At 69.2% G+C, this 12,375-nt stretch carries 9 protein-coding genes and 3 pseudogenes; 3 read left to right on the top strand and 9 right to left on the bottom strand.

Features of this window, described 5'->3' with window-relative positions; genetic code table 11:
• The first annotated feature begins 79 nt into the window (after positions 1-79).
• Positions 80-1,177: a MerR family transcriptional regulator gene (locus tag RWE79_RS02370; RefSeq protein WP_475945557.1), complete on the top strand. Its 1,098-nt coding sequence runs from the start codon at positions 80-82 to the stop codon at positions 1,175-1,177.
• A gap of 208 nt (positions 1,178-1,385) precedes the next feature.
• Positions 1,386-2,552, top strand: a complete 1,167-nt coding sequence (locus RWE79_RS02365) for an alpha/beta hydrolase (protein WP_475938308.1) — start codon at positions 1,386-1,388, stop codon at positions 2,550-2,552.
• 443 nt (positions 2,553-2,995) lie between these two features.
• Here RWE79_RS02365 and RWE79_RS02360 read toward each other — a convergent pair whose 3' ends face one another.
• The 8 genes and pseudogenes from RWE79_RS02360 to RWE79_RS02325 all read right to left on the bottom strand — a co-directional run bounded on the left by RWE79_RS02360 (position 2,996) and on the right by RWE79_RS02325 (position 11,050).
• Complete coding sequence (locus tag RWE79_RS02360) at positions 2,996-3,823, bottom strand: class I SAM-dependent methyltransferase (RefSeq protein ID WP_475938307.1); 828 nt, start codon at positions 3,821-3,823, stop codon at positions 2,996-2,998.
• Between the two features lie 133 nt (positions 3,824-3,956).
• Entirely contained in the window at positions 3,957-5,108 is a 1,152-nt protein-coding gene (locus RWE79_RS02355) for a hypothetical protein (protein ID WP_475938306.1), read from the bottom strand.
• A gap of 341 nt (positions 5,109-5,449) precedes the next feature.
• The gene (locus tag RWE79_RS02350; RefSeq protein WP_475938305.1) at positions 5,450-6,424 is read right to left on the bottom strand and encodes an NmrA family NAD(P)-binding protein; all 975 of its coding nucleotides are present in this window, start codon (positions 6,422-6,424) and stop codon (positions 5,450-5,452) included.
• Between the two features lie 481 nt (positions 6,425-6,905).
• Positions 6,906-7,112: pseudogene (locus RWE79_RS02345) on the bottom strand (alpha/beta fold hydrolase); the annotation flags it as partial.
• A gap of 18 nt (positions 7,113-7,130) precedes the next feature.
• The gene (locus RWE79_RS02340; RefSeq protein WP_475938304.1) at positions 7,131-7,832 is read right to left on the bottom strand and encodes an SDR family oxidoreductase; all 702 of its coding nucleotides are present in this window, start codon (positions 7,830-7,832) and stop codon (positions 7,131-7,133) included.
• Positions 7,833-8,599: 767 nt separating this feature from the next.
• Positions 8,600-8,845, bottom strand: a pseudogene (locus RWE79_RS02335) (SDR family NAD(P)-dependent oxidoreductase); the annotation flags it as partial.
• Positions 8,846-8,948: 103 nt separating this feature from the next.
• Complete coding sequence (locus tag RWE79_RS02330) at positions 8,949-9,518, bottom strand: TetR/AcrR family transcriptional regulator (RefSeq protein ID WP_475938303.1); 570 nt, start codon at positions 9,516-9,518, stop codon at positions 8,949-8,951.
• A 233-nt stretch (positions 9,519-9,751) separates the two neighbouring features.
• A complete protein-coding gene (locus RWE79_RS02325) occupies positions 9,752-11,050 on the bottom strand; it encodes an SNG1 family protein (protein WP_475938302.1) in 1,299 nt (432 codons plus the stop codon).
• Positions 11,051-11,502: 452 nt separating this feature from the next.
• On the opposite strand from RWE79_RS02325, the pseudogene RWE79_RS02320 reads away from it, so the two are divergent.
• Positions 11,503-11,654 (top strand): annotated as a pseudogene (locus tag RWE79_RS02320) (IS5-like element ISMt1 family transposase); the annotation flags it as partial.
• 49 nt (positions 11,655-11,703) lie between these two features.
• On the opposite strand, the gene lipB reads toward RWE79_RS02320, so the two are convergent.
• Entirely contained in the window at positions 11,704-12,372 is a 669-nt protein-coding gene (lipB, locus tag RWE79_RS02315) for a lipoyl(octanoyl) transferase LipB (protein WP_475938301.1), read from the bottom strand.
• Positions 12,373-12,375: the final 3 nt, after the last annotated feature.

Genomic DNA, 12,375 nt, shown 5'->3' with positions numbered 1-12,375 from the left:
ACCAGCTTCGCGAGCTGCGGCTGTTGACCCTCACGTGGCGTCAGGCTGCATAGTCGGTGCCGTGGAGGATCACTGGACCGTGGGACGCGTGGCCGAGCTCGCCGGCGTGAGCGTCCGCACGCTGCATCACTATGACGAGATCAGGCTCGTTCGGCCGTCGGCGCGGACCGTGGCCGGGTACCGGGCCTATTCGGCGGGCGACGTGGAGCGGCTGCGGGAGGTGCTGGCCTATCGGCGGTTGGGCTTCGGGCTGCGGGAGGTCGCGGAACTGGTCGGCGACCCGTCCGCCGACGCGGTCGCGCAGCTGCGCCGACTGCGCGGCCTGCTGCTGGAGCGGCGTGATCGCGCTGACGCCATGGTGGCGGCCCTCGACAGGGAACTTCAGGCACGGGCGAAGGGACTGAAGGTGACGCCGGAGGAGCAACTGGAGATGCTCGGTGCGCGTCTGTACGACGCGATCGGTGGCGCCTACACCGCGACACGGCGTACCGAGCCGCGGATCGCCGCGCAGATCCGGGACGCGCTCGGGGACGCGCAGACGGTGCTGAACGTCGGGGCCGGCACCGGCTCCTACGAGCCTGCTGATCGCGACGTGACCGCGGTGGAGCCATCGGCGGTCATGCGGGGGCAGCGGCCTGCCGACGCGGCGCCGTGCGTGGCCGCCGCCGCGGAGAGCCTGCCGTTCGAGGACCACTCCTTCGACGTCGCGATGGCCGTCTCCACCGTTCACCACTGGGGGGACCCGATAGCGGGGCTGCGCGAGATGCGGCGCGTGGCCCGCCGCGTGGTGGTGCTCACGTTCGACACCGACGAGCCGGGATGGCAGGACCGGTTCTGGCTCACCCGCGACTACCTGCCCGAGTTCGCCGCCGTACTCGCAGAATTTCCCTCGCTCGCTGGGATGGCCGACGCGATCGGCGCCCGCGCTGAGCCGGTACCCATCCCGTGGGACTGCGCTGACGGCCTGTTCGAGGCGTACTGGCGTCGGCCGGGGGCGTATCTGGAGGATCAGGTGCGCCGTGCGATGTCGGTGTGGACGAGGGTCGGGCCGGAGGCCGAGCAGCGGGCGGTACGAAGCCTCAGCGACGACCTCGGCTCCGGCCGGTGGGCCGAGCGCAACAGCGACCTCGCCGACCTCGACGCGGCAGATCTCGGCCTCCGCCTGCTCATAACGTGAACCGCGTCGCAGCGTCATTGGCCGGGCCGAGCTCCGTTGGGCGTGGCTCGTCCGAAGGGAACTCCTGAGCTGGGGAGTTGGCGGGGTGGGCTGACATGGTGCGGTATCTGGTCCTACGCTTGCCCCTGGCTGTAAAGATCCATCGGCCACGTCCACAGGCTGACGGACCGGGGCCTTGTGGCCTGCGGGTGTCGGCTGGGAGGAAGTCGTGGTGCTCGTCACCCAGATCATTGCCAGCAGCGGGATGATCACGCTCATGACCCTCCTCGCGTTGCGCCCGCCGCGACCGCGGCACTCAAGTCCCTTCAATCTGAGCTTCGCACTGACGTTCCTGATCAACGAGCAGCCGTTCCTCGGTCTGTACGTGCTGGGGGCCGGGGCGGTGCCGAGTCTGGTGGGCGGCGAGGTGGGTGCGCCGGGGTGGTGGCTGGCCGTGGGGGTGGCCGCAGGTACTGCGGCCGGATTGATTGTGCTTGCCGCGCGGGCCGGCACCGCCCGGCCCACACTGACCGCCGCGCTGCGGCAGACGCTCGGGCCGCAAGCGGTACCAGGGCGGGGTCCGGGGCGGTACGGCCGCCTGCGCCTCCTCCGTATCCTGTGCCTGCCCTTGATCTCCTACCGGTTCGGCATACGGCGCGTGGCCGACATCCGTTATGGCGACGCCGGGCGGGGCCACTTGCTCGATGTGTACGTCCGCCGGTCCGGGGCAGTGGACGCGCCTGTACTGATCTACCTGCACGGCGGGGGCTTCCGCATCGGCAGCAAGATGATCGGGGCACGCCCCCTGCTCTACGGGCTGGCCAGTCAAGGTTGGGTGTGCGTGAGCGCGAACTACCGGCTGGGCCGTGATGTCCGGTATGCCGATCGGCTCGCCGACGTGAAGCGGATCATCCGGTGGGTGCGCGACCACGGCGCCGCCTACGGCGCTGATCCCTCGACCCTGTTCCTGGCCGGTGGCTCCGCGGGCGCTCACCTGGCGGCCACGGCGGCCCTCACCGCAGGTGACACCCGGCTCCAGCCAGGCGGCGCTGCGACAGCCGACACCGGGGTGTCGGCGGTGATCGGTTTCTACGGCTACTACGGGAGGGCCGAGGCCCGTACCGACTCCTCCCCGTTGGCATACCTGCACGCCGACGCCCCACCGTTCCTCATCGTCCACGGATCGCTGGACACGCTCGTCCTGGCCGAGGACGCCCGCCACTTCGCTTCGGAGCTCAGGCAGGTCTCCTCGCAACCGGTGGTCTACGCCGAGCTCCCCGGAACCCAGCACAACTTCGACTTCTTCCCGTCGCTCCGGTTCCATGCCGTCATCGAGGCGGTCGAGGACTTCGCAGCCTGGGTCCGCTCCGACGGGAACAGGCCCACCGCGGAATGAGACCGTGACACCCCTCGCCGCGATCCGCCGCGAGGCCATCTGCCGAGATGGATTCGGGCCGGTTCCCAGGGGCCGCGGCGTGAGACGTGGACGCGGCTGCGGGCGACGCGGAAGACGGTGACCGAGGTGGTCGCGGAGATGTCCCCCGCAATGGACGGGCGCCGGTCGGACCAGCCCGGCCTCCGCGCCGTGATCACCGGCATTGCGCACCACCGGACGACCCCGGATGCCGCACAGGACGTCCGTGAACTGGCCCGACCCTCCGGGCCAGAGGACTGATCACCGCGGTTTGCGCCTGGTGACACGGTTCTTACCGGCACGTCGGCCGTGGGTTCAGCGTGACTGAGGTGCTTTCACTGGGAACTCACGGCGTCTACGGCAGGCAGGCATGAAAGTGCGGTGGGTCCGTTGCCGCTGAATCGGCAGATCCTTCACCACTGGGCTCACTCGGCGCGCTGTCCGACACGGAGGACGCTCAGGTAACGGCGTGATGCTCGGTCGCCCATCCGCGTGCGGATGCGCTCGGCGATTGCGTCGAGCAGGGGCTCACGGACGTCGCGGTCGAGCCTCCGGTACAGCGACAACGAACGAAGGTGATCGGCGAAGCCGTCCCCGTCGAACCACTGAACGGTCGGGTACCAGCGCACGATCGTTGGGCCGAACAATCCGCCGGGATCGACGACCAGGCCCCAGCCCTCGTCGGTGGTGCGCACGTCGTCCTCCAGGGGAGGATGGCCCCAGTCGGGGTTCCCGGGGCAGAACCGCTCGTGGAGGTCGGCGGTCTCGGCGTACACCTCCGGCTCTCCCACTCGGCGGACAACGACGTTGCCGAGCAGTGCCATCCAGCCTGCGGGATGGAGCACGTCGTGCGCTCGCTGCCAGCCGATCGACGGGTCGACCCAGTGCCACGACGACGCAGCCACGAGGACATCGAAGCGTCGACCGCGGTCGTCCCACTCCTCAAACATCGACGTCTCGACTTCGACGTTGCCGAAGGTGGCGATCCGCTGGCGAGCGAGTGCGGCCATTTCTTCGCCCGGCTCGATGGCGGCCACTGAGCATCCGAGCGTTGCCAGCGAGCGCGTCGCCTGGCCGGTACCGCAGCCCACCTCCAGCACCGACGACCTTTCGTCCATGCCGGTGACGGTGACAAGGTCCGCGAACAGTTCGTCGGGGTATCCCGGCCGGACCCGGTCGTAGAGTTCCGGCACCTCGTTGAACACCCGACCGAGGTCATGTCGGTTCGGGCGCGTCTTCGGATCATCTGTCACGAGCGCCCAAGCTATGAGGCTCGTCCACGGGAACGCCACTGGTTTGACGGCAGCTCCTCGACAGCAGCCGTGCCGGTCCTTTCTGTCTGCTCCGCCAGCATCGTTCGGTCGGAGATCCCCTTACGGGCAGCTGTCAAGAGCGCCCGCTCTCCCTTCCGACCGCATCTCGGCGGACTCCCGTCTGGTCGTCGAGCAGGTTTTGGGCGATGGTCGCGTAGCGGCTCGCGGCGGTGTGGGACAGGTGGAAGACCAGGGCGAGGTGCAACGGGTCGGCGCCGACGGTCAGTGCTTCGTGCAGTACCCGGTCGCCGCGGATGCGTTCGAGGTGGACGCCCTGGTGCAACAGGTGCCGCTTGAGGTATTCGGCACTGACAGGCCCAGTTCCCAGGGCGGTCTTCGCGTTGATCAGAACGTGCCGGTTGGGGGTCATCGGCCAGGTGACGCGACGCTGGGCGAGCCAGGCCAGCAGGGTCTGATGAGACAGTTCGCCAAGCCGCTGGGCGTGTCCGGCGATGGTGATCCGGCGGTTGGGAAGGTCGAGGTCGTCCAAGGTGAGACGTCGGATGGCCGCAGCGCGGGCGGCGTGGACGGCGGCCAGGGCGACGATCAGCCGTCGCGCCGGGGTGACGGCGATCCGCTCGACGGCGAGGACCTCGGCGTCGGTCATCGGCAGCAGGTTGCGCGGGATGTCCTCGGCCTTCAGGCGGGTGGTGGGGTTGGCGAAGATCAGGCCGCGCTTCTTGGCGAAGCGAAACAGCGAGCGTAGTGCGGCGATCGCGTTGCGACACTGCCCTCCACGCAGGGGTGACAGCACGGCCGTGACGTCGGTGACGGTGATCTCGCGCAGGTGCCCACGGGTCGCCGCCCAGTTCTCCAGCAGGGGGCGAACGCAGCCGAAGTAGACGTAGAGGCAGGTGCGGGACCGGGGCTTGGCACGACTGTCGCTGTCGAGCAGGACCAGCAGCCAGGCGCGGACGTCGCCGGAGAAGCCGGCGGGCAGTTCGCCGGTGCGGTCGTCGATCCAGGAGCGGATCGCCAACGCGCAGTCATCTTCCAGAAGTTCCAGGTCGGTGAGGACCTCGGCGACCCGAAAGCTGGAAGCGTGTCGCGGTATTCGCGCACGGACTTCGGTGAGCTTCACGGGCCTGCCAGGCGGGCGGCCCTCCAGCACCGCCGTCAGGCCGTCCATCGCGCACCGCACGAGTGACGGCGACCATCCGTTGGTCTCGCCGAGCTGCTTGGCGTGGGCCGCGGCCGACCGCAGCGCGGGGTTGTCCGAGGTCAAGGCGGGATGCTGCCAGCGCGGCGGGGGTGGGACGCCCGCCTTGCGCCGGTAGTAGGAGCGCAGGCCCCGGCACTTGTTTCTGCACCGTGCTCGGATGCGGAGTCGAGGAACTGCTGCTGCCAGAACCGGAGCGGGTGCCAGAGCCGGTGCCGGCGACTGACTCGCAGGCCACCGCGGTGGGCCAGCCGCGCGCCGTCGCCCCACGTCCTCGCACCGGCAGCGCTGAGCGATCCGGCCCACCTCTCCATGCAGGTCGTCGGACCGCAGGGCCAAGACGGCTGACCAAGGGTGGGCAGCGCGTCACTGGGCCTCTCCGTGGGGCGCCGCCCGGCAAGCGCGGTTCAGGCAGACGCCAGCTTCCGGATGCGCGGGTGGTTCTCCAGCGCCCACCGCACGGTCTTCGGCGGGCGTCCGAGCAGGGTTTCCAGTTGGTCGGTGGTGCCGCGGTAGCCGCCGCCGCCCTTCAGCCGGGTCAGGGTCTTGAGGTGCTCCGCGGTGTGCGGGAGCGCGGCCAGGGCGGTGTCGAGGTAGGTCTCGTTCCAGGTTTCGACGTCTTCGGGAACGTACGTGACCTCGCGTCCCAGAACGGCCGCGTAGTCCTCCGCGAACCCGTGCATGTCCTTCAGCTCCGGGCCGTTGAGGTCGTAGGACTTCGAGATGTGCGGCTTCGGGTCGGCCAGGATCTTCACGCACAGCTCTGCCACGTCGTAGCCCGCGATGGGCGCGAGCCGGTGGTCACCGAAGGGCAGGCGCAGTTCACCCCTGCTCAGCGGCTCCAGCGCCAGCCAGGTCATCAGGGGGTTCTCGACGAACACGGCCGCCCGGATGTTGACGGTCGGAAGGCCGGACCACTCCAGCACCTGCTCGGCGACCCAGTGGGCGCGTTGCTGCGGCGACCAGTTGGCGACGAGTCCGCCGAGCCACGCACGCCGCTCTTCCTCCGGCGCGGTCATCTTGTCGAACGTCATGAACGACTGCTCGTACTCGGAGATGTTGACGAAGATCTCGATGTCGCCCTGGGCCCGTGCCGCGGCGGCCATCAGGCTGACGGCGTCGGTGTAGTACGGCGACAGGCTCATGCTGAAGTAGATGCGGCGGACGCCCTTCAGCGCGGCGCTCACGTCGGCGATGGTGAGCAGGTCACCGACGAAGACCTCGGCCCCGGCCTGGCGGAGCGCATGCGCGCGTTCGTCGTCCTGGCGCACGAACGCGCGCACCGGGTGCCCTTGTTCGAGCAGCATGTCGACCATCGTTCGGCTCACACCGCCGACTTCGCCGGCGGCACCGGTGATCAGGATGGGGTTGCGATCGGGCATCAATGTGTCCTCTGTCTTGTGGGGGGAGTCAGTTGTTGAGAAAGCCACGAGGCGGATGCCGCGTAACGTCATCGGGACGCGGAGCCGTCGGTGCGGTTGAGGAAGTCGAGGAGTGCGGCGTTGACCTCGGCGGGACGCTCCTGCTGTGTCCAGTGCTCGCGACCGGCAGCGCCGCTGGGTCGTGCAGTTGAGGCGCGGCAGCGGTCAGCGGGTTGTCCGACCCGCCCTGGCCACGGAATCTCGCTCTGCGAGCTGCCCCCGTCCGGGGGACGCAGCGCGGTGACCATGTCGTGGTCTCCCACCACGTACAGCGCAGGAACGTCGATCCCGAGACCCCGGAAGGGTGCAGGCAGTTCGTTGTTGCGTTCGATGTTCCGGTACCAGTCGAAGGCCCCGGTGAACGCCCGCTCGCCGTGCAGGACGAAGTCCTTCGCGTACGCCCGAATGTCGTCCTCCGTCGGCCATGCCGGGAGAGCGGGTGACTCCCGGAGTAGCCGCGCTGGTCGGGGGCGACGACCCGGTGCCCGGCCGCCGCCAGCGCCCCGAAGGTGACGCCAGGAGTACCAGCTCTCCGGCCAGCCGTGCGGCAGCAGGACCAGCGGCCCTGCCCCTGTTCGGCGATGTGCAGCCTGACCCCGTTCACGTCGACGAAGCGGTGAGTGGGCGGACTTTCCGCGAGGAACTCCATTGAATCGGTGAGCGCGTGCTACTGCTTCAGCTGCGCGTACATGGCTTCCAGGTCGGCGGACAGCTGGGACTTGACCCAGCGGGTGGTGTCGTCGGCCAGCACCTCGTACGCCCCCGCCTCGATGCCGTCGAGTGCGGCCACGGCGATGTCGCGGGGGTCGGCCTTGGGCGCGTCGATACCCGACGTCATGTCGGTGTCCACGTAGGCCATGTGGAGCCCGGTCACCGCGATGCCGCGCGGCTGCAACTCCAGGCGCAGGGAGTTGGTCTGCGACCACAGGGCGGCCTTGGAGGCGCTGTAGGGCGTGCCGTCGGCCAGCCAGGACAGGGCGGAGTGGGCGTTGAGGATGTGGCCCCCGCCGTTGCGCTCGATGATCGGCGCGAAGGCCCGGGTGACCAGCAGCGGCCCGTAGAAATTGGTCTCCAGATCCCGGCGCACGTCCTCCATCGGGGAGTTGAGGTACGAAGCGCCGACGGAGGCGCCGGCGTTGTTGATCAGGATGGTGACGTCCTGGGCCTGCTCGGCGGCGGCTGCCACGGATGCCGGGTCGGTGGCCTCGAGCGCCAGCGGAACGGCACCGGGGTACGTCACCGTGCGCGGGTCACGGGCCGTGGCGTAGACCTTGCCGGCACCGCGCGCGTACAGCTCCTCGACCAGCATCTTGCCGATACCCCGGCTGCCTCCGGTGACGAAGACGTTGGCGCCCTTGATTGCTGTCATGACTACCTCCACGAAGATGAAAACCGATCGGTTTCACCACCGTAAACCGATCGGTTTTGTGATGCAAGTCGGGCGGACCTCAGGCTCCAGGGCTGGCCTTGTATCCATCGGCGAAGCCGCGCGCCGACAGTGATCGACGTGGCCTGGCTGGACCTCGGGCGGCGTTCAGCGGAGTGACGTGACGAGTGGCGTGCCGTACGGCTCGGTGTCGCCGACGTGCTCGGCCGGCGCGCCCTTGCGAGCCGGCCTGGGGTCGGCGGCCGAGGGTGGCCGCCTGCCGACGGCGCAAGGACAGCTCAAGTACGGCGGGCGGGTCGGCGAGGCGCGCGACGACAGGGAAGACAGGCCCGACGGCCCCCACGACCTTTGTGGCGACGCGGCCTCGCGACGAGAGGCCCAGTCCGCGGGGGCCGGCGCGCGGCCCCGTACGGACGGGCCACGCATTCTGCGTGAGCTGGAGCCCACGTGCCAGAGTCGAGGGATGATCCGGCACCGGCTCCCGCCCTGCTTGTGTCGCCTGTCGCCGAGCGCCTCGACGCCGCATGCAAAGGCGCCCCGGTCGCTGGTGCGTTGGGAGGGAAACGGATGAGGCCAGTGAGTGACGATCAATCCCACGACTGTGGCGGCTCGACGGACGTAGTGCTGAGGGCCACCCTGTGCGAATTGGGAGTCGCCCATGTCCGCCGTGTGGATCTCCGGTGCTTCTTATGGGACCGGAATCACCGGCAGGACGATGCGGGAGGGCCGGGCGGGGTCGTGGAAGACGCGCTGGCGGGCCAGCCCTCGATCGCGTGCTTGGAGGCGGCGTAGGCGGCCATGTAGGGCTGGGGCAGGAACCCGAGCACGGACGAGATGTTGATGATGTGCCCGCGGCGCTGAGCGCGCATGTGCGGCAGGACCTCGTTCACCATGCGCATGACCCCGAAGGCGTTGGTGTCGAAGACGGACTGGGCCTGCTCGACGGAGGTTTCCTCGGCCGCACTCATCGAGCCGACGCCGGCGTTCGATTGCAGGGAAACCGGGACTTGAGGCCATGGGCGCTGCTCCGGCTGCCGGAGTCGGACATCAACCCGGAAGAGCGCTTCGGTCGCCGATCCTGCTCGAAGACGGAGCGGATCAGTGCATGTCTGCCGCATCGAGCAGGGTGGTCACAGTGGGCGCGATGAGCCCGGTCAGATTGTCGGCGCCGATCCCCGCGCGGGCGCTGGCGCCGTCGAAGACCAGGATGAGCTGCCGGGCCAGCAGGTCGGGGCTGCTCGCCCCACCCCGTTCGGCCTCGGAACGGAAAAAGGCCGTCAGGTTCGCTTTGATCTGGTGGGCCACCCGGCTCGCGGGGTGAGTCTGATCCTTGAGCTCGATCTGCACAGCCAGGTACCGGCACCCTTGGAAGTCGGGCGCACCCGCCTGCGACTCCACCCGCTCGAAGACGTACAGGATCCGCTCGCGGGGGGAACGGCCGTCATCCGCCGGGGGCAGGGCCCTCGCCACGAAGGCAGCGGCACGCTCCTTCAGGCTCGCCGCCAGCAGTTCGTCCTTGCTCTCGAACAGCTGGTACATGGAGCGCTTCGACACCCCCGCCGCCTTGCACAGCGCCTCGACGCCGATGCCGACGCCGTCGCGGTAGGTGAGCGTGGCTGCTGCCTCCAGCAGCCGCTCCCGGGGGCTTTGCTTCACTTCGGTAGTCATGCCGCGAGGTTAACTCGAATCGGACGAAATAGAAACCGATCGGTTTCCACGGGGTGTCGGGGAGACGCCGGCCGCCGGTCGGATGCCTGAAGGCCGCTCAGAGGCTCGGCGACGGTCTTGGGGGAGAGACCGTCGCCGAGCCCTGATGGTGCGCGCGCCTCTCGTCCCCACGGGGGCGCCGCACACCGGGGCCACTCCGAGTAATGGCCCCGTCCTGGGTGAGCCACCTTCCGCTACGCCGGGGCAGCGGTCTTCTCGGGCTCCGTCTCGGCGGGGATGCGGTGCAGCCCCTTGCGGTCGTACCAACCGGTCATGCCGAAGCCGAACAGCGCGGCCGCCGCGAGGCCGACGGCCATCATGACCCAGCCCCGGGTCAGGCCGGCGTCGGCCTGGGCGTCGTAGTAGAGGATCGAGCGGATGCCGCCGGTGATCTGCCGCAGCGGTTCGAACTCCGCGAGGACGCGGTAGAAGGCGGGCAGCGCCTGGATCGGCGTGGTGGCGTTGGCCGTCGGCACCGCCATCCCGATGAAGACCAGAGTGACCACCAGCATGCCGGGCGTGCCGAAGACGGCGAGCAGGGTGAGCGCACCGATCCCGGAGACGGCGATGGCGCACACCGAGTACAGCCACAGCAGTGGCAGATGGGCGGCGTGCATCCCCATGAGGCCGACCGCGCCCACCATGACCAGGCTCCCCATCAGCAGCGACAGCCCGGCCATGAGCGTGCTGCCGATGGCGAGGGTCTGCACCCGCGTCGCCCGGATCAGTGGGCGGTGCAGGCGCAGCGGGCCCATGTCGTTGTGGGTGTAGCCGAGGGCGTGGTCCACCTGGCCACTGATGACGTTGGCGGAGAGCATCCCGCACACCACCAGGACCAGCGCGTAGTAGAACGCCGTCAGGCCCAGACCGCTGTGCGAGTCGAGGGGATGGCCGTCCTCGACGGTGACGGCGGCCGGGTCGGCCAGCAGGACGCGTGCCGCGGCGGGCAGCTTCACCTGCCCGGTCCCGCCCTGGGACGTGAGCTCCTTGCCCATCTGGAGCGAGGCGCTTTCGGCCGCCTGCGTCGTCACGGTCCGGGCCAGACTCGAGCCCACACTGCCGGCGGACTGGTTGGTCAGCACCATCAGCGTCGGCCGGGTCGGGGCCCCGGTGGTCGCGGCGCCGGTGAGTGCGGTGGTGGCGGAGGTGAAGTCGGCGGGGACGACGAGCGCGCCGTAGAGCTTGCCCTTGCCGAGTTCCTCCTTCATCTCCTTCTCGTCCATCACCTTCCAGTCGATCTTGCCCCCGCTCGCGGTGGACTGCTTGATCGACTCGGTGATCCGAGCCCCCAGGTTGACCTGCTTACCGCCGACAGCGGCCCCCTTGTCGGCGTTGACCAGTCCGACGGGCAGATTCTCCATGTGGTCGACGGGATCGATGTTGGCCCCGACGTAGAACACGGTGAACAGCAGCGCGAGGACGCCCGTGATGACGCCGTTGGCGATCCACAGGGGTTTGGCACGCAGGACGCGGAACGGGTGAATCCCACTCATGGCTTACTCCGGTCTCGGACGACACACTCGTATCCGGAGAAGGGTGGACAGCTTCATTGCGGTCCGGCGACCCTCGGAACGTTCCATCCCGGCACGCGCGGCCGTCGACGCGGAACCGGGCATGCGGCCACTCCCGCCGGACTCCGACTGATGAAACCGGTCGGTTTCAGGTCCATCGTAAACCGATCAGTTTACAAATTCCAAGTCGAGGCGCCGGCCCTTATCCCAGCCGCGCCAGGAAGCCGTGTGCCGACGCCGTCTCTGGCATCGGGTCGCTTCGAGCCGCGAGTGGAGCGGCTCGCTTCGGGTCACGCAAGCGGTCCGGGTCCGTCGCGCCGAACACGCCCATCGGGGCCGTCCCGCCCAGCAGTCGTCATTGCCGGCTCCCGGTGACCTGGCGGCTCCAGATGATGGCCTCGATGTGCCTGGGCCCGGATGATGCCAAGTGACAGTTGATCGAGCCGTTCCTGCCGACAGGCGAGCACGGCCCGTACCCTGAGCGGCTGCGTGAACAGTTCGAGGGGGTGATCCGGCGGTTCCGCACCAGCAGTCAGGGGCGGAAACGCCGGGCCAGTTCGGCCCGTGGCCGACGGTCTACGGGAGGCGGGGACCGGAAACTGAGCGGCGGCCACCACGCAAGCGCCTGCCCCGGCTCAGGAGGGTGTGCGCGTTGGCGCCAGCTCGGCTGTTACGGCGTCGGCCACAGCGTCCCTCACCTGCGCCTCCGTGGGCGTGGGCCGGCCGAGTTCGGCAGCGAGTTGAGCCAACGAGGTCATCCGGACACCGGGCAGGGCGCAGGCCGTGAACGTGGTGTAGACGTCGAGGTCCGGGTCGACGTTGAGCGCGAATCCGTGGCTGGTGACGCCGCCGCTGATGCGCATGCCGATGGAGGCGATTTTGCGGTGGCCGGGGGTCCACACGCCGACCAGGCTCTCGGCGCCTCGGGGTGTGTCCCGGCGTATCGCCTCGAATCCGAGTGATCCCAGCGCACGGATCAGGGCGTGTTCGATCCGTCGTATCAAGCCGCGCGGTCCTAGCTCGCGTACGTTCAGCACGAGATACCCGATCAGCTGCCCTGGCCCATGATAGGTGGCGTGACCTCCCCGGTCGACTTCGACCAGGCTGATCGGTGAAGCCGGTTCTGGCAGTTGGTCGGCCGGTGTCCGCGCCGTGTAGGTGATCACGGGAGGGTGGGTGAGCAGAAACAGCCGATCCCCAGTACGCCCCTGCTTCCGCTCGGCCACCCAACCGGCCATGTCGGCCTGCGCCACCTCATACGGCACCTCACCCAGATCGACCCGCTCCATCTCCTCTGGCTGCATTAC

This window comes from Streptomyces sp. RLA131 (assembly GCF_056270125.1).
This window is presented reverse-complemented; position numbering and strand designations above follow the sequence as displayed.

Bases quoted from the DNA above. Each gene is read 5' to 3' on its own strand.
- RWE79_RS02350 (WP_475938305.1), bottom strand. From the start codon at position 6,424: ATGCCCGATCGCAACCCCATCCTGATCACCGGTGCCGCCGGCGAAGTC.
- RWE79_RS02340 (WP_475938304.1), bottom strand. From the start codon at position 7,832: ATGACAGCAATCAAGGGCGCCAACGTCTTCGTCACCGGAGGCAGCCGG.
- RWE79_RS02330 (WP_475938303.1), bottom strand. From the start codon at position 9,518: ATGACTACCGAAGTGAAGCAAAGCCCCCGGGAGCGGCTGCTGGAGGCA.
- RWE79_RS02325 (WP_475938302.1), bottom strand. From the start codon at position 11,050: ATGAGTGGGATTCACCCGTTCCGCGTCCTGCGTGCCAAACCCCTGTGG.
- lipB (WP_475938301.1), bottom strand. From the start codon at position 12,372: ATGCAGCCAGAGGAGATGGAGCGGGTCGATCTGGGTGAGGTGCCGTAT.